This window comes from Pseudobutyrivibrio ruminis HUN009, from assembly GCF_000703005.1.
Classification (GTDB): Bacteria; Bacillota; Clostridia; order Lachnospirales; family Lachnospiraceae; genus Pseudobutyrivibrio; species Pseudobutyrivibrio ruminis_A.
In genome coordinates this window covers 2226697-2250226 of record NZ_JNLH01000001.1, presented here as the reverse complement: position 1 = coordinate 2250226, position 23530 = coordinate 2226697, and the positions used below count along the sequence as shown (strand labels likewise).

Genomic DNA, 23530 nt, shown 5'->3' with positions numbered 1-23530 from the left:
ATGATTGTAGACGAAAGATATACCACATACTTAAACAGTCTTTATCCTGAGCTAAGCCCGGTACTTTCAGAAATCAGGAAAGAGGCTTTGGATACATATGTGCCAATTATTCGCACAGAGACAATAAATCTTTTACAGACACTTATAAAGCTTCATCAGCCTAAGAAGATTCTTGAGGTTGGTGCGGCTGTTGGCTTTTCAGCTTGCCTTATGGCAGAAACAGCTGGAGAGGATGCAGTCATTACTACAATAGAAAACTATGAGCCACGTATTCCTATAGCAAATAACAATTTTGTTAGAGCGGGCAAGGACAAACAAATCACTCTTTTAGAGGGCGATGCCATGGAAATCCTTCCTACACTTGAGGGGCCATATGATTTTATTTTTATGGATGCAGCCAAAGGTCAGTACATTAATTTCTGGCCTCAGATCAAGCGTCTCATTAGAGACGGAGGAGTGGTTGTAACAGATAATGTTCTTCAGGATGGCGATATAATCGAATCTAGATATGCAATCACAAGACGTAATCGTACTATTCATAAACGTATGCGCGATTACTTATTTGAACTTACACATGATGGAGAATTTAACACAACTATTTTGCCATTGGGGGATGGAGTTAGTATTAGTGTGAAAGGAACAAAATGAGAGAAACAGAATTACTAGTTCCAGCAAGCAGCCTTGAAGTACTTAAGGTTGCTGTAATATATGGAGCTGATGCAGTTTATATTGGTGGAGAAGTTTACGGACTTCGTGCTAAGGCTAAAAACTTTTCTAAAGAGGATATGATTGAGGGTATCAAGTTTGCTCACGAGCACGGTGTAAAGGTTTATGTTACATCAAATATCCTTGCTCACAACGAAGACCTCGAAGGCGTAAAAGAATATTTTAGAGAGCTTAATGAAATTAAGCCGGATGCTCTTATCATAGCAGATCCAGCGGTATTTATGTTGGCAAAGGAAATCTGTCCTGATATTGAGCGTCATATTAGTACTCAGGCCAACAACACAAACTACGGTACATACAATTTCTGGTATGAATTAGGTGCAAAGCGTGTTGTTTCAGCTAGAGAGCTTTCTCTTAAAGAAATCAAAGAAATCAGAGCAAATATTCCAGATGATTTAGAGATTGAGACATTTATTCACGGTGCTATGTGCATTTCATACTCTGGTAGATGTCTTCTTTCAAACTATTTTACAGGAAGAGATGCAAATCATGGTGAATGTACTCATCCATGTCGCTGGAAGTATGCAGTAGTCGAAGAGCAGCGTCCAGGAGAGTATCTTCCAGTATACGAAAATGAGCGTGGTACATACATTTTCAATTCAAAGGATTTATGTATGATTGAACATGTTCCTGATCTTTTAGATTCTGGAATCGATAGCTTCAAAATTGAAGGTCGTATGAAGACAGCTTTGTATGTTGCTACTGTTGCTCGTACATACCGCAAGGCTATTGATGATTGCAAGGAATCCGAAGAAAAATATCTTGCAAACCTTGATTGGTACAAGGAGCAGATTTCTGCATGTACTTATCGTCAGTTTACAACTGGATTCTTCTATGGAAAGCCATCTGAGGAATCACAGATATATGATAACAACACATACAATATAGGTTATACATACCTTGGTATTGCAGGTAAGCTCAATTCTGAGGGATACTTTGAAATTGAACAGCGTAATAAATTTTCAGTTGGCGAAACTATTGAAATTATGAAGCCAAATGGAGATAATATAGAGGTAGAAGTTCTTGGAATTAAGAATGAAGAGGGAGAGGATATGGAATCTTGCCCACATCCTAAACAGAAGCTTTTCATTAAGCTTAGCATTACTCCTGATGAGTTTGATATTTTAAGAAGAAAAGAAGCATAAGTTAGTTACGAGGAGAATATAATGGCAGAGAGCAAATATGTGGCTTATGTGGGAACCTATACACATGAGACTAGCGTTGGTATTTATGTTTATGATGTTGATCCTGACACAGGAAAGATGGTTGAACAGAGTGTAGCTCCTATCAATAATCCATCGGACATCATCAATTCAAAGGATAACAAATATCTTTATTCAATTGCAGATGAAGGTGTTGCTTCCTTCAAGATTCTTGAAAATGGTGATCTTGAAAAGATGAACCAGGAATGGGTTGGCGGTATGAGAGGTTGTAACCTTTGCGTTGACTCACAGAACAGATATCTTTTTGTAGCAGGTTATCATGATGGCCGTGTTACAATGATGAAACTTAACGAAGATGGAAGCATTAATGGTATCGCTGATGGTATTTTCCATCAGGGAATTGGTAAATCAGTAGCAGATCGTCCTTTGTATCCACATTGCACATGTGTTGAGCTTACTCCAGATGAGAGATTCCTTTGCGCTGTAGAAAATGGTCTTCATCAGATTAAGATTTACGAAGTAGATTATGAGATGGGCAAGCTTCATCTTGTAGATATTGTTCGTTGTGCAATGGGTTCAGCACCTCTTAAAATGAAGTTTTCTCCAGATGGAAAATATGCATATGTAATCACTGAAATGTCTAATGAGATTTTAGTTTATGATTACCATATTATTGATGATCATCCTGATTTTGAAAATATTCAGTCAGTATCACTTCTTGTTGGTGTTGATGAGGAAATCAGTACTGGTACAAACATCAAGTTTGGTGAGGATGGCAAGTTTGTATATGCCAGCGTGGATGGTTTAAATGCTATTTGCATGTACGAACGCGATGAAAAATCTGGAAAGATTAAATACTTCTCACACAGTTTCATCAGTGGAGATTATCCAAAGAGCTTTGCTGTATTGCCTAAGGATAAGTATTATGTTTCACTAAATCATGATACAAATGAAATTCGAAGCTTTACTATTGATAAAAAGACAGGTCATTCATTAATGCAGAATGCACCTATCAAAATTGCTAAGCCTAATAGCATTATTGTTGTAAAGATAAAATAAATTATCGGTTGTATTATCTAAGGGCTGCAAGGCGCAGCCCTTTTTTCATAGGAGGAGAATATGGCAGGGTCTACATTTGGCAATAGAATTTCAGTAACTACTTGGGGAGAATCACATGGCAAAGCGCTGGGCGTTGTTATAGATGGTTTTCCAGCAGGGTTAAAGCTTTCAGAAGAAGATATTCAACCATACCTTGATAGAAGAAAGCCTGGACAGTCTAAATTTACGACGGCTAGGGCTGAGGGAGATGAGGTTGATATTCTTTCAGGCGTTTTTGAAGGCGTTACTACTGGTACACCAATTTCTTTGATGATTGAAAATAAGGATCAACATTCAAAGGATTATGGAAATATTGCCACTACTTTTAGACCTGGCCATGCAGATTACGGCTTCATTGAAAAGTTTGGACTTAGAGACTATCGCGGTGGTGGAAGATCATCTGGAAGAGAAACTATTGGCCGAGTCGCTGCAGGGGCTATTTGCGCCAAGCTTTTAAATGAGGTTGGAATTACTGTTTGTGCTTATACCAAGTCAATTGGAGATATCAAAATCTATGATTTTGATTTATCAGAAAGAGACAACAATCCTTTATGTATGCCTGATGCTGTTGCAGCTAAAAAGGCAGAAGAATACCTGGAAGCCTGCATGCTCAACAAGGATAGCGCGGGTGGAGTTATCGAGTGTCTTATTACTGGAGTTCCAGCCGGCATAGGTGATCCAGTTTTTGAAAAGCTTGATGCAAAATTAGCGCAGGCTCTTGTGTCTGTTGGCTCAGTGAAGGGCGTTGAAATTGGTGATGGCTTTGCTGCTTCAAAGACTTTAGGCAGCATTAATAATGACAATTTCAGAATGGATAATGGGGTTGTGACAAAGGTCACTAATCATAGTGGTGGTATTCTGGGCGGCATCTCAGATGGTGATGATATTATCGTTAGATGTGCTATTAAGCCAACTCCATCTATTGCTCAAGCGCAGGCTACTGTTAATGAAAAGCATGAAGACGTAGATATTGAAATCCATGGTAGACATGATCCTGTGATTGTTCCTCGTGCTGTAGTTGTCGTAGAGGCAATGTGTGCTATTACAATTTGTGATGCGTTGCTTTCACACATGACAGATAGAGTAGATTATATTAAGGAGTTTTATAAGAATTGAAATACGAATTGTTAAAAACAGAAGGTCGAGCTAAAAGAGGTCGTTTCCATACTGTTCATGGTGTCATCGAAACACCAGTATTCATGAATGTTGGTACTGTCGCTGCAATCAAAGGCGCTGTATCTACTGATGATTTAAGAGATATTAAATGCCAGGTGGAGCTTTCAAACACCTATCATTTGCACGTTCGTACAGGAGATAAGCTTATTAAGGAGCTTGGTGGTCTTCATAAGTTTATGGCTTGGGACAGACCAATCCTTACAGATTCAGGCGGATTTCAGGTGTTCTCACTTGCTGGTATACGAAAAATCAAAGAAGAGGGTGTAACATTCAATTCCCATATCGATGGCCACAAAATCTTTATGGGGCCAGAAGAATCTATGCAGATTCAGTCTAACCTTGGTTCTACAATTGCTATGGCCTTTGATGAGTGTCCGCCAGCTCTTGCTGAACGTAAATACGTAGAGGATTCAGTGGCTCGTACTACAAGATGGCTTCATCGTTGCAAGGAAGAGATGGCTCGTCTTAATTCATTGCCAGACACAATCAATAAAGAGCAATTGTTGTTTGGTATCAACCAGGGCGCAATCTATAATGACATCAGAATTGAACATGCAAAGGCTATTTCAGAGCTTGATTTGCCAGGATATGCAGTAGGTGGTCTTGCTGTTGGTGAGAGCCATGAGCAGATGTACGATGTGCTTGATCATGTTGTACCTTATCTTCCTCAGAACAAGCCTACATATTTGATGGGAGTTGGTACTCCTGCAAATATTTTAGAGGCCGTTGATAGAGGTGTTGATTTCTTTGATTGTGTATATCCTAGTCGTAATGGTCGTCATGGTCATGTATATACAAACCATGGTAAGCTTAATCTTTTCAATCAGAAGTTTGAAAAGGATATGAGACCTATCGAAGAAGGCTGTGGTTGTCCAGCATGTAAGACTTACTCAAGAGCATATATTCGTCATTTGCTTAAGGCTAAGGAAATGCTTGGTATGAGACTTTGCGTTCTTCACAATCTATACTTCTACAACACAATGATGGAAGAAATCAGAAACGCTTTGGATGCAGGTGAATTTGCTACTTACAAGAAAAATAAGCTTGCTTCAATGGAAGCAGGAGAACAGTAATTCTTAAAAATATATTAAATAGTATAATTTTCTTGCGAATATAGTGTTCTTTATGTAAAATAAATTTCAGTGACTGGCCCATAGGGTCAACGATTAGGAGGAATAATCTAATGAACAGTTCAGTTTTATTAACTGCAGCTAATAGCTCAATCAGCTTAATTATTTGGGTAGTAGTTCTTTTTGTATTCATGTACTTTTTCATGATTCGTCCACAGCAGAAGGAGCAGAAGGAAAAGACAGCTATGATGTCTACTCTTGCTGTAGGTGATACAGTTCTTACTACAAGCGGTTTTTATGGTGTTGTTATCTCTATCCCTGATGACACAACTGTTATCGTAGAGTTCGGAAGCAACAAAAACTGCCGTATTCCAATGCAGAAGGCAGCAATCGCTCAGGTAGAAAAGCCAGAGGACGCTGTTAAGGCTTCTAAGGAAGAAGATAAAAAAGAAAAGACTAAATAATTAAATTTAGACTAAGAAAGCCACCTTATTAGGTGGCTTATTTTTTACTATTTTTTGCGATGACGAAGATATTCTGAACCTTTGTTTAATAGTGATTTTGTAGATGCTACTGGGTGAGTGAATTTTGCAATGTGTCTGAACTGTCCGCGCTGGGTTTCTGTGGCGTTCATAATCCATTGTTTAACAGCTTCGCTAGATAGTTGTTCCTTTATTTCTTCAAGCTTTTCTGCAGTTATTTCACGTTTAACAAAAGCTGCTTCTTTGCGTTCATTTGCCTTTTCAATTCTGGCAAGCTTGGCATCAGCAAGATTAGTGGTAAGTGCTTCGACTTTTTCTGCCATTTGGTTATTGATCTGTTCGTTAATACGTTCAAATTCCTTGGCAAAAGTGGTAAGAGCGGAAACTGTTAATGCCATGTCCATTCCAAATAGGAACATAAATATAAGTGCAAGTAACTCAATGACAATCTGAGGGATTAATACTATAACGCTTACAATTGGTGGAACAATAAACTGGGTTACAATAATTCCTGCGATTCCAAAACAGCAGGTAAAGATAAGGCATACACGGCCGTTTATATTTAGTGGTAAATCACTGTAATCCCACCATCTTGCGTGAAATCTTTTTTCTAAGATATATGATGTACCATATTCTAGAAAGAAAGAGCCGACGGCACATCCTAAGAATATTGTTAAATATGAAGGGCTCTTACTATGTACGAAAGGCAAATCTACAAAAATAATCTGGGCTAGTGTAGCGCCGACTCCGTAAAGTGGGATACAAGGACCATATAAAAAACCTCGATTTTCCCAAGCTTTTTCGTGTATAGTGCAATAACACGTCTCGTAAATCCACCCGATAAAACTATAAATAATAAATAATACAAAATACCTACTTAACATAACTTATTCTCCTTTGTGTTAAGTAATAGTATAGTTGTTTTGGGGACAAAATAAAAGGATACAGATTTGCTGAATTTGCTTGAAATCAAATATACCCTATGATATACTTCAAATGTTGCGAAAGGTCGCAATTTTAGTTTTTAAATATTAGCTATTCGGGAGGCATTATGCAAACATTAAAGATAGTTCTTATATTTTTATTAATTGCTATTTGTGTGGCACTTACAGTTATCATTCTTTTCCAGGAAGGAAAGCAGAATGGCCTTGGTTCATTATCAGGCCAGCAGTTTGATTCATACTGGAGCCGTAATAAGGGACGTTCGCGTGAAGGCTTATTAGTTAAGCTTACAACAGTTTGTGTTATCTTATTCTTCGTGCTTTCAGCAGTATTGAATATTGGTAGCTTTTAAGAGAGATTTTATTTTGCCACCCTTTTAGGGTGGCATTTGTTGTTTAGGAGGTTTATGAGAGAGTACGATAAACAGAAGCATTTTCTGATGGATGTATTTAAAAGTCAGGCTTATGTTCCGATGAAAAAGAAGGAACTTGAAATTCTACTTGATGTTGAGAAAGATAAGCGTAGTGAGTTCGCTCAGGTTCTACAGGAGCTTGTTGACGAAGGACAGGTGGAAATTACAAAGCGTGGCAAATATCAGATTGCTGAAAACAGACCTAAATTCATAAAGCTAAAAGATCATAAATCAAAGAAGCCTTCAAAAGCAGAATTAGCTACTAAGAAGCAATCTCTCAATCAGGTTGCTAAGAATGCTAATCGTCCAAAGAATGAAAATCTTGAACCAGATATTATTGGTAGATTTATATCCCATAAAGATGGATATGGATTTATCGAAGTTGAGGGCAGTGATGAAGACTATTTTGTAGGCAGAGACAATACTGCTTTTGCTATGCAGGATGATACAGTTGCCGCAGTTCTCACATACGGTGCTCCAGGCAAACGTCAGGAAGCTCGTGTTATTCGAATTATTGCTCATGGTTTCTCAGATGTAGTTGGTACATATGAGAAAAGCAATGGCTTTGGTTTTGTTGTTGCAGATAGCAACAAATTAGATAGAGATATTTTCATCCCGGCAGGCAAGGATATGGGTGCTGTTACAGGCCATAAGGTTGTTTGTCATATCGAAGATTATGGTGACGATTCTCACAAGCCAGAGGGTGTTATTACAGAAATCATTGGTCATAAGAATGATCCAGGTGTAGATATACTATCTATAGTGAGAGGCTTTGGTATAGATCCAGAGTTTCCTAATAAGGTTCTAAAGCAAGCTACAAACGTCGCTAAACCTGTTTCAGAGGCGGATAGAGCTGGAAGAAATGACATTCGAGATTTAACAGTTATTACTATTGATGGCGAGGATACAAAGGATATCGATGACGGCGTTTCTCTTGAAATGGACGGGGATAATTTCGTTCTTGGTGTTCATATAGCTGATGTTACTAATTACGTACAGGAATCTTCAGCCCTTGATGTAGAAGCTCTTAAACGTGGAACTTCTGTATATCTTGCTGATAGAGTAATTCCAATGCTTCCGCATACCCTTTCAAATGGCATGTGTTCATTGAATGAGGGTGAGGATAGATTGGCACTATCTTGTATCATGACTTTTAATCCTAAGGGCGAGCTTATTGATCACAATATTTGCGAGTCAGTAATCAACAGTAATCATCGTATGACATATACAGATGTATTTGCTATCATGACTGGTGACGAAGGTAAACGTAGTGAATACGCTGATGTTGCAGAGATGATTGATCAAATGTATAAGCTATCTCAGATTCTTCGTGCAAAACGTAAGAAAAGAGGTGCTATTGATTTTGATTTCCCTGAAACACATATTATCATTGATGAGTCAGGAAAGGTTGTTGGCTTAGCACCATACGAGAGAAACGATGCTCATAAGCTTATCGAAGATTTTATGTTGGCGGCTAATGAAACTGTTGCAGAGCACTTTAGCCTTATGGAATCACCATTTGTATATCGTGTTCATGGAGCACCAGACCCAGAGAAAATGCAGACTTTGAGTCGTTTCTTGGGTGCTTGTGGCTACACACTTAAGGGCAATAAGGATAGCATTCATCCCAAGGAAATTCAAAAGATGTTAGAATCTTTGGCAGGTCATGAGGATGAGGCGGTTATTACAAAGATGACTCTTAGAAGTATGCAACAGGCTAGATATGATACTGAATGCAAAGGACATTTTGGCTTGGCTGCTCAATACTATTGTCATTTTACATCTCCAATTCGAAGATATCCTGACTTGCAGATACATCGTATTATTAAGGATCATCTGCGTGGAAGAATGAATGACAGAAAGATATCTCATTATGAATCTTTACTTCCTCAGGTAGCTCTTGAAACAAGTAAGCTTGAGCGTAGAGCAGAGGAATGTGAGAGAGAAGTAGATAAGCTGAAAATGGTTCAGTTTATGAAGAACTTTATTGGTGAGGAATTCACTGGAAATATTTCTTCTGTTACTGGATGGGGAATGTATGTAGAGCTTGAAAATACTGTCGAAGGATTGGTTCATGTATCTACATTGTATGATGATCATTATGACTTTATCGAGGAAAATCTTACACTTGTTGGAGAACGAACTGGTCGTACATTTAAGCTTGGTCAGCCTGTTACAGTAATACTGGATTCGGTGGATGAGCAAGCTCGTACTATTGATTTTATCCTTACAGAATTTCAGCGTTTTTAATTGGAGCTAAAGATTATGAATAAAGAAGGCAGAAAACTAATTGCAAATAATAAAAAAGCTTATCATGAGTACTTCCTAGAAGAAGAATATGAGGCGGGGATAGAACTTCACGGAACAGAGGTTAAGTCTATGCGACTTGGTCAATGTTCCATAAAAGAGGCTTTTGTGCGTATTGATAATGGCGAGATGTTCATCTATCAGATGCATGTTAATCCATACGAAAAGGGCAACATTTTCAACAGAGACCCACTTCGTCCTCGTAAGCTTTTGCTTCACAAGTCAGAGATTAATCATCTGCTTAGCAAAATCAAGGAAAATGGTTACACTATTGTTCCTATTGAGGTTTACCTTAACAATGGCCTTGTGAAGGTAAAGGTTGCTCTTGCAAAAGGTAAAAAGCTTTATGATAAGCGTGCTGATATTCAGAAGAAGGATATGAAGCGTGAAGCAGAAAGAGATTTTAAGATAAGGAATTTAGGCTAATGAAAATTATACTTGCATCAAACTCTCCTAGAAGAAAAGAACTTTTACAGCAGGTTGGTATTGATTTTGAAGTGCAGGCTGCCAATGTAGAAGAAGTTACAGATAAAACTAAGCCAGATGAAGTCGTTATGGACTTAAGCCTGCTTAAGGCAAAGGCTATCGCTGACAAGAATCCTGGCAGAGTTGTTCTTGCGGCAGATACGGTTGTTGCCTACGATGGCAAGATGCTTGGAAAGCCAAAAGATGAAGAAGATGCATTTTTAATGCTTTCGCGCTTGTCAGGAAATGCCCATCAGGTGTATACTGGAGTGGCTATCGTTGACGAGACAGGAAATATCAATACATTCGCAGAATGTACTGAAGTTGTTATGTATGAGAACAGTCCTGAATTGATTAAAAAATACATTGCTACAGGTGAGCCAATGGATAAGGCTGGTGCCTATGGCATTCAGGGCAAAGGTGCTGTTTTAGTTAAGGAGATTAAAGGTGATTACAATAACGTTGTTGGTTTACCTTTGGCTAAAGTTTATAGGTCGCTGTAAACTGTAATAAGGGCTAGTAATGGTTTCGACAGGGGTCATGCAGCGGAAGAAGCGAGTCCCACGGTAATGGGTTAAATGGCCAAACTTAAAATTAAACGCTGAAGATAATTTAGCATACGCTGCCTAGTTGCGGCAGTCTGACCTAGGGCACCTACACCTTAGGACCCAGACTTCGACTCTGTAGGAAACGACGCTATCAAAGCTTTGCGATAGTGGGCGTATCATGAAGCTACTAAAGCACATATCTTGTTTGTAAGAGCTGTGTGGAGGGAATGTAAAATTACAAACTACACTCGTAGAAGGGCCGGGAATTGGCTTTTGGACACGGGTTCGACTCCCGTCTAGTCCACTTTCTTAAGTCTCATTTCACATTGTGGAATGGGACTTTCGTTATATTTAACAGAAATTCCGTTCTGAATTGTCTGGTCTCCTTTAGGATGTTAGAATTAAATTATTAAAGGGGTGGAGAGTAATATTATGGCAAAATCTGTACGACACATGACAAACGAAGAGCGTATAGCTTATCGTAAACGTAGAAAACTTATACGAAGAATCCAGGTTTATTCTGAGCTTGGAGCAATTTCTTTAGCCATCGTTATTATCGGTGGTCTAATCGTTTCCCATATAAAAGGTACTGATGATACTATGCGAGTTGCTGCAGAGGAAAGTGTTTCTGAGTCTGCTTCTGATTCTGAAGAGGAGGAAGCTACTGGCCTTAAGGTGACAACAGGTGCTTCTACAGAATCTAGCCAGGATACAACAGAGGCTGAATCAGAAGAATCAACTAGTTCAACCGGCACTTATTCTGCTGCTGAAACAGATTCAACTGTTGCCATTGGCGGGGATGTAGTTAGCGAATATGCTATATTAATAAACAATGACACAAAGGAAATAGTAGGTACTAGAAACTCCTATGAAAAGATTGTTCCAGCGTCTATGACAAAGGTTATGACTGTGCTTGTGGCAGCAAACAATCTTACAGAAGAGCAGCTAAATGAAACTGTTACCATGTCACATGAGGCTATAGATTATTCTTATGCTGGTGGTGGATCCACATCAGGTTTTGTTGAGGATGAAGAGGTTACTGTAAAGGATTTGTTTTACGGAACCATTCTTCCTTCTGGTGGTGATGCTGCGGCCCAGTTGGCTATGTATGTAGCAGGAGATATTGATAGCTTTGTTACTATGATGAATGATGAGGTTTCAGCGCTGGGGCTTACAGGTACACATTTTACTAATCCAGTAGGATTCCATAGTGATGAGCATTATAGTACTCCTTATGATATGTCTATTATTATGATGGCGGCGCTGGACAATGAATTGTGCAAAGAGGTTCTTACTACTAAGGTTTACAATTCTACGGCGACGAATGTTAATCCTGAAGGAATTACAATATCAAACTGGTTTTTACGTAGAATTGAGGATAAAGATATTGGAGGGACTATTGAAGGAGCAAAGACAGGATATGTCGATGAATCTGGAAGTTGTGCTGTAAGCTCAATGATAGCTGATGATGGAACTGAATATATATGCTGTACAGCAAAATCTTCAAGCTCTTGGAGATGTATTTATGATCACGTAGATATATATAAGGCCTACACGCAGTAGGCCTTTTTCTTTTACAAATAATCTTTGATTTTATTGATTGAATCGATGAAAGCAACAGGTGAGAATTCCTTTAAATCTTCCATATCGCGAAATCCGTATGTACATAAGATATAATCGAGCCCTGAGTTAATAGCAGTGGAAGCGTCAACATCGGAATCTCCAACATATAAAACAGAAGATTTGTCCTTGACATCTAATGCTTCAAGGGCTAGATTGATTGGCTCTGGATCAGGTTTTCTTTTATGCTTTCCATCATCACCAATGACAATATTAATATATGGCTTAAAGAAATCATCTAGTAATGAGTTGCTGGCTGTTTGCCCCTTGTTGGTAACGATTGCCATTTTGATACCCATTTCAGATAGTTCTTTAGTAGTTTCTAGGATGCCATCATATGGCTTTGTTTTTACACGGTTGTGACTGTTGTAGTAATTTACAAAGTCTGAGAAAAATTGGTCGAACTTCTCATAGTTTTCTCCATCGGGTAAAGCTCTTACAACTAGCATTCTGAGACCGTTCCCTACGAATCGCCTAACGCTTTCAATAGGGTGAGTAGGTAAGCCGTATTCTGTAAGTGTATGATTAATGGAATCTGTTAAATCCTCAAGGGTGTACAAAAGTGTACCATCTAAATCAAATAGTATTGTGTCGTATTTCATTGTATTAACCTTTTTCTTTCTCGTTTCTTCTAATTGTTATATAGCTATTGTTGTTATTTGTAAAGGAAAAATATTGAATTATTAGTATGCCTTTGTTATGATTTTTTTACCGGCTTATTTAGGAGGACATGCAATGGAATTTTATATCAGAGAGGCTGAAATTACCGATGCCGCTGCAATTTGTGACATTTATGGATACTATGTTAAAAATACCTTTGTTACTTTCACAGAAGTAAATGGTTCTGTTGAGGACTACCAGCAGTCTATTATCGAAACAAAGAAGGATTATCCATATATCGTTGCTTGTGATTCCGATGGCAAGGTGATTGGTATGGCTTACGGTGGCAGGGTTCGCCATCATGATGCATACAAATATTCAGTTGAGACTACTATATATTTAGCACCTGATGTTCCTAGGAATTCGGGTATAGGTAAAGCTTTATATGATGAGCTTCAAAAGCGTCTTTCTGAAATGGGATATAAATTCATGTACGGAGTCATTACAGATGACAATGAGCCTAGTATCAAATTCCATCAGGCTTTGGGATTTGAAGAGGTTGGTCATTTTACAGATATTGGCTATAAATTTGGAGAATGGAAAGGGATTGTGTGGTATAGAAAACAAATCGGTGATTTGAATGATATGCCTCGCTAATAGTGGTTATGAAAAGAGCGCTTAGATATATATTGGTATCTACATTATCAATATTTTTTACTTTAATTGCGGTTGGAATTATTTATATAGTTGCTGATACACATAGCAGAATACAGGTTCAAGAAGGGGAAACTTATTCTAGTGAGCAGGTTGAAGAGCTTGTGGATGAGGCAAAGGCGGAAGGACAGAAAAGTGTTCTTGATTCTATCAAAGAATCATTGGAAGAAGGAAACACAATTATCTCTGTTTTGAAGTCACTATATCCAGAATATATTGTTGTAGCGGCAAATTCCAAATACAACTTTGTTCCAGTTAACGATTCACTTCCTAAGAATTCTTTTGATATCAATAATCTTCAAGAGGATGAAAATGGCTTTTATTCCTATGTGGTAGATGGCCAGGTTGTTTCTAGAAAAGGAATAGACGTATCATCACATCAAGGTGATATTGATTGGGAAGCCGTTGCTGCAGATGGCATAGAGTTTGTATTTGTTAGAGCTGTTTACAGAGGATACGGCACAGGTAAAATCGTTGTAGACGAAAAATGCATTGAAAACATCGAAGGAGCTCAAGCAGCAGGTCTTGATGTTGGTGTTTATGTATTTTCACAGGCGATTTCACAGGCTGAGGTTTTAGAAGAAGCATCCACTGTTCTTAATCTTTTAGATGGATACACGCTTCAGCTTCCAATAGTATTCGATGTAGAAAAGGTAAGTGATAGCGAGGCTCGAACAAATAGCCTTACAGTGGAAGATAGAACAGCTCTCACCATTACATTTTTAGAGGCCGTTCAAAATGCTGGATATGATTCAATGATTTATCATAATACGGAAATGGGAGCTATGCTTTTAGATTTCACTCAGCTTACAGAGTATAAGAAATGGTTTGCTGGGTACAATAAAGAGTTCTACTGGCCATATGAATTTGATCTTTGGCAGTACTCTGAAACTGGTAGTGTAAATGGAATAAATGGAAATGTCGATTTAGATATTTGGCTAGCCCAATAAAAGGCTAGCCAATTTTGTATTATCTTCTGGATTCATAAAGCAAATTCTAATGTATTTTTCGCCAAGATAAGGGAATGTAGAGCAATCTCTAATCATAAGTCCCTGGCGAATACATCTATCAAATAAATCACCACTTGTAATATCATCCTCTAAGATTTTAAGAAGCATGAAATTACCCTGAGGCTTAAATGGCTTAAAGCGACTGCTTTCTTCAAAAAGCTTGAATAAACGATCTCTTTCAGATTTAATCAAATCTCTTGTTTCTTGGATATAGTCCTCGTCGGTAAACATAAGTGTGCCAGCGATTACAGCGATTGAATTGATAGACCATGGGTCCTTGCGCTGGTTCATAATCTGCATTAAATCAGAATTAGAGCAGATAGCATAGCCTAAACGAAGGCCAGGTGCAGCGAAGAACTTTGATGTTCCTCTTAAAATGGCGATATTTGTATATGTTCTAGTAAGGCTGACTGCTGATATTTCTTTTACATTTTCAGCAAATTCAACGTATGTTTCGTCAACCATTACGAAAATATCACTTTCCTTACAAGCATCCAAAATAAGTCGCATATCGTGAACGTTAATTGCTGTTCCAGTAGGATTGTTTGGATTGCAAATAATAAGCATATCGATATCTTCTGAAAGCTTGCTTATAAAATGAGCTGGATTAAGTATAAAATCATTTTCTTCGCGAAGAGGATAATAGATTGTTTTTCCACCACATAAAGCAATTTCACGCTCGTATTCTGAGTATGTTGGTCCTAAAATAAGAGCCTTTTTAGGCTGTTGAATCTGGATGAATAGGGAAATCAGCTCTGTAGAACCGTTTCCTACAATGATATTTTCAACTTCTGTAGAGCAGTAGTCTGCAATACATTGGCGGAGCTGCATATAATCTCTGTCAGGATATGTTGTAATGCAATCGATTTGCTCTTTGATTCCTTCTCTTAATTTTGGAGAAATCCCAAGAGGATTAACATTAGCAGAGAAGCTAATGATATTTTCTTTTTTGATTCCATAGATTTTTTCAATTTTTTCTAAATCACTTCCGTGGAAGTGGTCTTTGTGTTTAATCATGCCTATCACCTCGTTTTTTATATAGTAGCACCACGTTTAATAAATATCCATCTTTTTGTTTCTATTTCGTTTGAAAACACAACATGTTGTGCTATAATTTGAAAAGAATATGCTAGGATTAGTGGGTGTATACCTAAATCCTTGGAATGTAGAGGAAGAATGTTTTGAGAAAAAGAATCTATCGAATATCAGAGGATAAATTCGATGACTTAAAACCAAATATAGAATTCGAAAGAGAACAGATAGAAGAAACTTGCTATGTGGGCGATACTTTTAAAGGCAATTTCTTCTTTAAGAGTCTTAATAACGTTAAAATCAGGGGCGTAGTCTATTGCACAAACCCATACGTGCAGGTTAGTGACCCTTGGTTCGATAAGGAAAATGTTCGTGTTGAATATACTGTTGATGATTTCAATTTCAAATCATCAGAGACTCTTTCTGGCGAGTTTATTATTGTTGCGGTAGGGGTTGAAAAACATATTCCTTTTACCATTACTTATGCAACTCGACCATTAATTACATCTGTTGGGGAAATTCACGATTTAAAAGCTTTTGCAGAGCTTGCTCAGAATCATTTTAGCGAGGCAGTTTCTGTATTCTATTCAGATCGATTTGCAGAATTTATTTCTGATTTGGATAAACGCACCAGATTATTATATCGAGGCTTTAAAGCTGCTCCAATTGCAGCTGTTAATGTAGATGAATTTCTTGTATCTACAGGACTTAAGCCAAAGATGTCTTTCGACATTCAGGAGAGATGCGACAAATACTACGAAGTTAATGAAAATATTCGCGGCGAAATAGAGCTTGTTCGTTCTACCTGGGGCTACATAGATATAAAAGTATCATGTGATGCGGATTTTGTTTCAGTTGAAAAAGAACACATTACTTCAGACTTTTTCCTTGGTTCTATTTTCAATATGAATTATTACATTCACAAAGATAGAATGCATGAAGGTCTTAATTATGCAAAGATTTCCTTTGATTACAGAGGCATTCATAAGGAAATTACTATAATTGCATCCTCTTTAAAGGAAGATGCTACGTTAGATTCTGAAAAACATTTGAAGGATATGCAGATTCTTAAGGCATGTCGCCTTTACGAAGATTTTAGACTTCGTAAAATCACTACTGGACAGTGGTGTCAGGAGACACTGGCTGTGTTGGATGCAATTTCAAAAGAGGACGAGGAAGATAACTTTACCCTTTTGATGAGAGCGCTTGTTTATGTAACAAACAATCAAAAGCAAGAAGCTCTTTGGATTATCCAGGATTTGAAACGTACTATTGAAGACAAGGGCAGTACAGAGTGGGCTTTTCTACTTTACATTTGCACCCTTATTGAAAGGGAAGAGTCTTATGTAGATAGACTTACAGGCAACATAGAGTCTATTTATCTTGAGCATCCTGATGATGTTCGACTTTTTTGGTTTTTAATGTTCCTGAGAAAGGAATACATTAAGAACCCTACAGCAAAACTTAGGGATATTTCAGAATGGGTATCTCGAGGATTTGATTCGCCTCTTCTTTACATTGAGGCTTACTATATTTTTGTTCAGGATCCATATTTAATATCATCCTTTGACGAGCTTACTATCAAGGTTTTAAATTGGGCCAGAAAGAAAAATGCAATTTCAAAAGATATTGCTATTCAGATGATTCACGTAATTGAATCAGAAAGAACTTACAATCCGAAAGCCCTTCCTATTATTGAAGCATGCTATGAGATATATCCTGATTTGCAGTTTTTACTTGCAATTGTTACTTATCTTTTGAAGGCTAACTATATCGAAGAGAAATTCTTCAAATGGTTTAAGATGGCCATTGAAGCAAATTTACATGTATCAGGCATTTTTGAAGCATATATGGAGGCTATGCCTACCTATTCGGTAGACAGATTTCCACAGCTTCTTACAATGTTCTTTAAATACAACAATGACCTTTCTTATGAAAAGAAAGCTCTTCTTTACGCAAATATTATTCTTCACAGGGCAGAAGACAATGATACATATGAGCATTATGAATCAGCCATTGAAACCTTTGCCCTTGAGCAGTTAAAGCTTGGCCGTTTGGATGACAATCTTGCTGTATGTTATCAGCGTCTCATGGAGATGGGAATTTTTGATAAAGAGGTTGCAAAACTTGTTTCTGAATTAGCATTTAAAAAGAAGCTTGCTGTTATTAATCCGGATATACGTAGAATCTTCTTATATCAGGAGGAATTCAAGACACCTGTGATTGCAAATGTGTCAGATCACAAGGCCTATGTTAACTACATTGGTAGCGAGGGCGTTTTCTTCCTTGAGGATAATGATGGTTATTTATTTGTTGATGACGAGGCTTATTTTAAAGAGGATGTTATAGATGCTACAGCATATTTCAACACTCTAAAGGAATTGGCGCCACAGAGCATGGCTTTTGTATTGATGGATTTGAACAATCTAGAGGATTCAGAAAGCATCAAAATGCTCCTTGATTCAAAACAGATTTCCTTGGATTATTTGCGCAGCATGTATCCTAAGATTATCAGCGTACTTCGTAAAAACGATGAGGAAGCGCTGATAGAACGTCATTTTATGCATGAGGCAGATCTTAAGTCTCTTAGAGCCGAAGTAATAGCAGATGTTCTTGAGGTTTTTGTGAGCCGTAGTAAATACGAAGAGGCTTATTATATGCTTCAACACACTAACGGGTCCAAACTTAGGCCGGAGGTTGCCACAAAGCTTTGCCAATTCATGATAAATCAGGATTCCGAAAAAGCGGATGATTTCCTTATCCTGATGACAGCTCATTTGGTACAAAAAGGATTTGTACATGGAGATATGATTAAGTATCTTATCAAATTCTTTGTAGGTCCTACAGACACCATGATGCTCATTTATAACAATGCATATGAGCGTGGTGAAGATGTAGTGGAATTCTCTGAAAGAATCCTTACACAGGTTTTATATAGAGATTTCCTTTGTGATGGCATAATGGATGTCTTCGAATCATACATTGCTCGAAAGAACAATAAAATGATAGTAGAAGCCTTCCTAACATATGAAGCACATAGCTACTTATCAGAGCACCAGGAGGTGCCTGAAGAGATTTTCTCACATATTTACAATAGATATAAAAAAGGCCTTGCAGTTAATGAAAGCATGCGAATTGCTCTTCTTAAATATCTTTGTCTGCAAAAAGACCTGGATGATGACGATATGAGCATGTTGGATATGTTGTTAGCGGATGCTATTTTACGCAACCAATACTTTGGTTTCTTTGTAAATTGTAACGAGAAACTGAAAATAAAATATCATTTGTATGATAAGCATTTTATAGAAATTGCTACCGATAAAAGAAAATCTGTTGTTATTACATACTCTATCAACGGCCAGGAGCCACTTGAAGAAGATATGATTGAAATGTATGACGGATTATATGTTAAACAGTTTATCTTGTTCTATGGGGATGAACTGAGATACGAAATCTATTGCGATGAGCTTTCAGAAGATCCTTTGAAAAGCGACACAATAGTTATGAGCGAAGAGCCAGATGTAAAAAATGGGCGATTTGCTTTAATGAATAGCATCAGCAGACATAACCTATATGAGGAAGCAGGAGAGCTTGCTGCAGATCTTAAGACTTATCAGGGTTTGGATGCTGTTACAAGAGATTTATTTACTATTATTTAATGGTGAAAGAGGACATTTATGGGAAATTCTGAGGGGGCTTATCTTGGCATTGATATTAGTGCCAGAAGCACAGTTCTTAGTATTTATAAATCGAATATGGATGAGCCAGCCACAGTCAGCACTATTCTTGGCGAAGAGAACTATTCCATACCTACAGTGCTTGCTAAACGCTATGGTATGGGACAGTGGTTCTTTGGAGATGAGGCTATAAGCAAAAGTCGTACAAAAGAAGCTATGCTTGTTGATGATTTGTATACCTTGGCTCTAAAGAACGAGGAAGTATTTGTTGATGGAGAAAGCTTCCAGGCTAGAGAGCTTATGGTTATTTATTTCAATAAGCTATTTGCTATACCGGGGCCTATGGCTGCCATGGGAGACATTGAAAAGCTTGTTGTTTGCGTGGATCAGGTAAATCTTGAGGTCATGGAATTGATGAACTATATCATTTCCAGACTCTCCATTGATTCAAATAGGCTTATGCTTATTGACCGTAATGAATGCTTTTATTTCTATGCCCTTTCTCAAAGGCCGGAGTTGTTTTTGTATAGTGTAGCTCTTTTTGATTACAGTGGTTCTAATATGATTTCTTGTGTCTTGAATCGTAATCAAAGCACTCGTCCGCAGATGATTACACTTGATGTAGTCAATCATGGAGAAATTACTGATAATCGCGATGAAAAATTTGATGAAATTATTGCAGATACATTTGGAAGTACCTTGTTTTCATCAGTTTATCTTGTGGGAGACGGTTTCGACGGCGAGTGGATGAAGGTTAGCTTGGCTAGACTTTGTAAGGGACGTAAGGTATTTATGGGCAAGAACCTCTATTCAAAGGGAGCTTGTTATGCTGGATACACCAAAGATGGTAAGCGTGATTGGCCTTTCATTTATATTGGTGACAATGATTTAAAATTAAATCTATCAATAAAGATTTTAGAAAACAACGTTATGAAATTTTTCACACTCATCGATGCCGGCCAAAGCTGGTACGATGCGAAAGGTGAATGCGAAGTTATTTTGGATGGTGAGCCGGAACTTGAATTCTATATTCAAAGACCAGAATCAAGAGAGGCGCACACAGAAGTTCTTGAATTGACAGATATGCCAAAAAGAGAGAATAGAACAACAAGACTTCGAATAGAAGCAAGTCCTATTTCTGATGTTGCTGTTTCTATCGTAATTACGGATTTAGGATTCGGAGAAATTTCTCCATCCTCTGGCAAAAGCTGGGAACACACTATTTCAATTAAGTAGGTAGTTTATGAGTACATTGATTTATTGTAAAAATTCAATAGCAGCTACACCTTATTACATCGAAGAAGTTTCTTTGAATGTATATTCGTTAGAAGAGCTTAGTTATTACATACTTAATAATGTTTATTTGCTTTCTACCAAATTAATGAACGCAGAGCTATGTAATTGGATAGGACGAGAGCTCAAGTTTCCAAAGCTAGCTAGTGAGCTTCAAGCTATGGTGCAGAACAATTCGCCGCTACATATTTTTGTTGGTCATATATTAAGCGCCAATGGCTATGCATCAAACAAAGAAATCAAGGATGCACTTTCTATAATATCTACATTTGAAAATAAATCAGAGGCAGAAAGACGCAAACTGAGAGCAGATAGACTTATGCTTGGCAACAAGCTTGTAGATGCTATCTATGAATATGAAACTTTACTTGCTGAGGATGTTGCAAAGACTATGCCTCGCACAGTTGAAGGCGATGTTTATCACAATTTAGGATGTGCTTTCGCAAAGCTATTCTTCTTTGATGAGGCTAGCAAATGTTTTGACGAAGGCTACAAAAGAAATCAAAAGAAACAGACTCTTTATTGCCTTTTATATGCTGCCCGTTGTGGTAAAGACAAGCTCGCTTTTGAGGAGTATGTATCAAAATATCAAGTGCCTAGAAGTGATGTAGAAGAGGTTTTACAAATTGTTTCTAGATCCACAATAAAAGAAGATATTGTTGGTTTTGATAGTGCTATAAATGATTTGCTTTATGGCGATTCATCACAAGGATCAAAAGAAACCATTCAAAATGTTATCAATAATTGGAAAGAAGAATATATAAAAATCTGCAGGATTTAACCAATATCCTAAAGGGAGAAATGTATGGGATTTTTTTCAAGTAGAAAAAAGAAAAAAGAACTTAGAGCAGCTAAAATTGATGATGCTTTTAATAGAGTTTATTCCCAAATCGAAGGTATCGATAGCTGGGAAGACCCAAAGAAGCTTGAGCATTATATTTTAGATTCCTGCGAGCAGATTATTGCGTCTACAAAGGCTATGGAACGTCAGAAGATGGAGTATCGTATTGTTACTCGCTATCTCAACGATATAAAAGCCATAGAAAATCTGCCAAAGGAAAAGGCAAAAGAACTTCGCAATACTGCATCACGTATATGCGAATTGGAAAATAATCTTGTTAACGCAAGATCAATCCAACGAAATATCACTGAAGAGCAGTTTGAAGTAATCTCTGATGATGAGGCGGATATGCCTGAAATCATCAACAGATTTGCCTCAGATGAAATATATCAGGCTAAGCTTAAGCGTAATCTGGCCTATCTCGAAGGTGAAAAAAGCCGATGGGAAATCGAGAGAGAAGAGCTTCAAGGACAGATTAAACTCTTTAGAAAGATGGCCGTTGCCATTCTTGCATCGTTTATGACGCTGCTTATTTTATTACTTGCTATGTATAATGCAGCCCAGACTGATATTTCTATTTGGGTATTTATAGTTTTATTTATTTGTGCTGTTAGTGGATTTGTGGTTTTTATCCGTCAAAATACCATTGCTCGAGAAAACAAAGTAGCCATTGTTCATTTGAATCAAGCTATCAGTATGCTTAACGTAGAACGAATGAAGTATGTCAATGTTACAAATTCTGTGGAGTATTCAAAAGACAGATATTATGTTAAGACATCTGCTGAGCTTCAATATGTATGGGAGCAATATCAAGACAAGCTTAGAGACCAGCAAAGATATATCCAAAACAACGAGGATCTTGAGTTCTACAGTTCCAAGCTAGAAAGACTTTTAGGTGAGATAGGATTGGCGGACGACAAGATTTGGCTGAACCAGGTTAATGCACTTGTTGATAGACAGGATATGTCGGAATGCAGACATAGACTTGTTATGCGTAGAAAGAAAATTAGGGATAGATTAGACGATCATCGAAGAATTGTTCAAGAAGAAAGAGATGAAATAGATAGGCTCATGATTAACCATGAGCACTATCTACCTGAGATTCAGGAAATCATCAAATCTGTTGATAAGCTTTGCGGCACAAGTTCAAGCAGTGCCAAAAAGAATGCTTGAGATTATTCCAAAATGAAATCCATATAAACTGGGTTGTGGTCTGAATACTTGAATCCTGTATCTAATACATTTGAGTATTCAACCGTAACATTGGAAGAAACTATAAAACCATCAATGGTTAATACGAAGGAATCTTCTGTGTATGGAGTATCAGCATTTCTACATGATGGTACAGGATTTGATTCATCAAGTGGACCAACTACGCTAAAGTCATCAGACAATAAATCTTCAGGGAATGGCTGAGCCCAATTTGCTGAACTTGTTGTTCCAAAGTATGCAGATGAATCGCCAAGCATATCTTTGTTCATATCACCACCAGCAATAACGTAATTGCCAGCTGCCACCTCAGCTGTCATATCTTCGTTAAGCATAACAACCTGATTTTCTGCAGTTGATGGGTCTGTTGTGTACGCAGACAAATGAACATTGTATAGAACAAGCTGCTTGCCGTTATCAAGATTAATATAGTTCTTGCAATAACATCTATCTAGGTCAATAAATTTTGATAAGCCTTCTTCGATAGGAAGGGAACGTCGAATAGAACTTGTTATTGTTGCAGGTGAAACTGTTAAAAGTCCGGCCTTCGATTTTCCATGAGGCTGAGTGAAAGGATACATTAAAAATGGGCTATCATAATTTTGAGCAAATGTGTAGTTTACATTGCTAATATTGGCGTCAGCTAAATCTGAGATTATAAGTTCCTTCTGATCTACGTGATAACTTCTAGTAGAATCGGTATCGACCTCCTGGAAGAGCATTAAATCTGGGCTTAATGACATTACACTATTTACTGAGCCGTTGATGTTATCATAGACAGCTTCTTTTGAGTAAGCCCACGATTCTGTGCCACCATCCATGAAGAATGAATAGTCATCAGAGTATGCTCCAAAACCAAGGTTTGCTGATGTAATACGGTATGTTTCGCCGATTGAGAGGGTATCTTCAGATGCAGAACCTTCAACTTCTAGTTCGAGATTATCGTCTAAACGATAATATGAAGCAAAAACATAAATTACATACCCTACAAATAAAAGAACAATAATTAATAGAATAATAAGAATGGTTTTTAAAACTTTTTTTGCCATATATTCTTTCCTTTCAGGTGTTTTAAAAATTCATTAATAATATATCATAAATGATTGTTAGAAATGTAAAATTCATAATATATTAAAAATTTTTTG

At 37.5% G+C, this 23530-nt stretch carries 21 protein-coding genes and 1 other RNA gene; 18 read left to right on the top strand and 4 right to left on the bottom strand.

The window, feature by feature from the left end; all coding sequences use genetic code 11:
• The 6 genes from BO15_RS0110185 (at nt 1) to yajC (ending at nt 5697) form a co-directional block, all read left to right on the top strand.
• Nucleotides 1–648 carry an O-methyltransferase gene (locus BO15_RS0110185; RefSeq protein WP_033154221.1) on the top strand — a complete coding sequence of 216 codons (648 nt, stop codon included), beginning with the start codon at nt 1–3 and terminating at the stop codon, nt 646–648.
• On the top strand, nt 645–1871 hold the full coding sequence (locus BO15_RS0110180) for a peptidase U32 family protein (RefSeq protein ID WP_033154220.1): 1227 nt from the start codon (nt 645–647) through the stop codon (nt 1869–1871). Before BO15_RS0110185 ends, BO15_RS0110180 begins: the two co-directional genes overlap by 4 nt.
• 21 nt (nt 1872–1892) lie before the next feature.
• A complete protein-coding gene (locus BO15_RS0110175) occupies nt 1893–2948 on the top strand; it encodes a lactonase family protein (protein ID WP_033154219.1) in 1056 nt (351 codons plus the stop codon).
• 60 nt (nt 2949–3008) lie between these two features.
• The gene (gene aroC, locus BO15_RS0110170) at nt 3009–4103 is read left to right on the top strand and encodes a chorismate synthase (protein ID WP_033154218.1); all 1095 of its coding nucleotides are present in this window, start codon (nt 3009–3011) and stop codon (nt 4101–4103) included.
• Nucleotides 4100–5236: a tRNA guanosine(34) transglycosylase Tgt gene (gene tgt / locus BO15_RS0110165; RefSeq protein WP_033154217.1), complete on the top strand. Its 1137-nt coding sequence runs from the start codon at nt 4100–4102 to the stop codon at nt 5234–5236. The genes aroC and tgt overlap by 4 nt, the downstream gene beginning before the upstream one ends.
• A gap of 110 nt (nt 5237–5346) precedes the next feature.
• Entirely contained in the window at nt 5347–5697 is a 351-nt protein-coding gene (yajC, locus tag BO15_RS0110160) for a preprotein translocase subunit YajC (protein ID WP_033154216.1), read from the top strand.
• A 47-nt stretch (nt 5698–5744) separates the two neighbouring features.
• Here yajC and BO15_RS0110155 read toward each other — a convergent pair whose 3' ends face one another.
• Nucleotides 5745–6599, bottom strand: a complete 855-nt coding sequence (locus BO15_RS0110155) for a putative ABC transporter permease (RefSeq protein WP_052169886.1) — start codon at nt 6597–6599, stop codon at nt 5745–5747.
• 167 nt (nt 6600–6766) lie between these two features.
• Between BO15_RS0110155 and secG the strand changes: the two genes are divergently transcribed.
• The 6 genes from secG (at nt 6767) to BO15_RS0110130 (ending at nt 11952) form a co-directional block, all read left to right on the top strand.
• Nucleotides 6767–7009 (top strand): preprotein translocase subunit SecG, encoded by a 243-nt coding sequence (secG, locus tag BO15_RS0110150; RefSeq protein ID WP_033154215.1) that lies wholly within the window; start codon nt 6767–6769, stop codon nt 7007–7009.
• A gap of 54 nt (nt 7010–7063) precedes the next feature.
• Nucleotides 7064–9319: a ribonuclease R gene (gene rnr, locus BO15_RS0110145; protein ID WP_033154214.1), complete on the top strand. Its 2256-nt coding sequence runs from the start codon at nt 7064–7066 to the stop codon at nt 9317–9319.
• Nucleotides 9320–9334: 15 nt separating this feature from the next.
• Nucleotides 9335–9802, top strand: coding sequence for an SsrA-binding protein SmpB (gene smpB / locus BO15_RS0110140; protein ID WP_033154213.1), 468 nt, complete (start codon nt 9335–9337; stop codon nt 9800–9802).
• Complete coding sequence (locus BO15_RS0110135; protein ID WP_033154212.1) at nt 9802–10344, top strand: Maf family protein; 543 nt, start codon at nt 9802–9804, stop codon at nt 10342–10344. The genes smpB and BO15_RS0110135 overlap by 1 nt, the downstream gene beginning before the upstream one ends.
• A 10-nt stretch (nt 10345–10354) precedes the next feature.
• Nucleotides 10355–10696, top strand: a transfer-messenger RNA (tmRNA) gene (gene ssrA, locus BO15_RS13525).
• A gap of 125 nt (nt 10697–10821) precedes the next feature.
• Nucleotides 10822–11952 carry a D-alanyl-D-alanine carboxypeptidase family protein gene (locus BO15_RS0110130; protein WP_052169885.1) on the top strand — a complete coding sequence of 377 codons (1131 nt, stop codon included), beginning with the start codon at nt 10822–10824 and terminating at the stop codon, nt 11950–11952.
• 11 nt (nt 11953–11963) lie between these two features.
• Here BO15_RS0110130 and BO15_RS0110125 read toward each other — a convergent pair whose 3' ends face one another.
• Complete coding sequence (locus BO15_RS0110125) at nt 11964–12611, bottom strand: HAD family hydrolase (RefSeq protein WP_033154211.1); 648 nt, start codon at nt 12609–12611, stop codon at nt 11964–11966.
• A 133-nt stretch (nt 12612–12744) separates the two neighbouring features.
• Here BO15_RS0110125 and BO15_RS0110120 point away from each other — a divergent pair, with 133 nt between their 5' ends.
• Entirely contained in the window at nt 12745–13266 is a 522-nt protein-coding gene (locus tag BO15_RS0110120) for a GNAT family N-acetyltransferase (protein ID WP_033154210.1), read from the top strand.
• 8 nt (nt 13267–13274) lie between these two features.
• Nucleotides 13275–14273 carry a glycoside hydrolase family 25 protein gene (locus BO15_RS0110115; protein ID WP_052169884.1) on the top strand — a complete coding sequence of 333 codons (999 nt, stop codon included), beginning with the start codon at nt 13275–13277 and terminating at the stop codon, nt 14271–14273.
• On the opposite strand, the gene BO15_RS0110110 is transcribed toward BO15_RS0110115, so the two are convergent.
• Nucleotides 14262–15350, bottom strand: a complete 1089-nt coding sequence (locus tag BO15_RS0110110) for a pyridoxal phosphate-dependent aminotransferase (protein ID WP_033154209.1) — start codon at nt 15348–15350, stop codon at nt 14262–14264. The genes BO15_RS0110115 and BO15_RS0110110 overlap by 12 nt on opposite strands.
• A 164-nt stretch (nt 15351–15514) precedes the next feature.
• Here BO15_RS0110110 and BO15_RS0110105 point away from each other — a divergent pair, with 164 nt between their 5' ends.
• From BO15_RS0110105 to BO15_RS0110090, 4 genes are read left to right on the top strand one after another with little or no spacing between them, the layout of a single operon-like run.
• On the top strand, nt 15515–19024 hold the full coding sequence (locus tag BO15_RS0110105; RefSeq protein WP_033154208.1) for a DUF5717 family protein: 3510 nt from the start codon (nt 15515–15517) through the stop codon (nt 19022–19024).
• Between the two features lie 18 nt (nt 19025–19042).
• Nucleotides 19043–20278: a DUF5716 family protein gene (locus BO15_RS0110100; protein WP_033154207.1), complete on the top strand. Its 1236-nt coding sequence runs from the start codon at nt 19043–19045 to the stop codon at nt 20276–20278.
• A 7-nt stretch (nt 20279–20285) separates the two neighbouring features.
• On the top strand, nt 20286–21116 hold the full coding sequence (locus BO15_RS0110095) for a hypothetical protein (protein WP_052169883.1): 831 nt from the start codon (nt 20286–20288) through the stop codon (nt 21114–21116).
• A 24-nt stretch (nt 21117–21140) separates the two neighbouring features.
• On the top strand, nt 21141–22349 hold the full coding sequence (locus BO15_RS0110090) for a hypothetical protein (RefSeq protein ID WP_033154206.1): 1209 nt from the start codon (nt 21141–21143) through the stop codon (nt 22347–22349).
• A 2-nt stretch (nt 22350–22351) separates the two neighbouring features.
• Here BO15_RS0110090 and BO15_RS0110085 read toward each other — a convergent pair whose 3' ends face one another.
• The gene (locus BO15_RS0110085; protein ID WP_033154205.1) at nt 22352–23434 is read right to left on the bottom strand and encodes an endonuclease/exonuclease/phosphatase family protein; all 1083 of its coding nucleotides are present in this window, start codon (nt 23432–23434) and stop codon (nt 22352–22354) included.
• Nucleotides 23435–23530 lie beyond the last annotated feature (96 nt).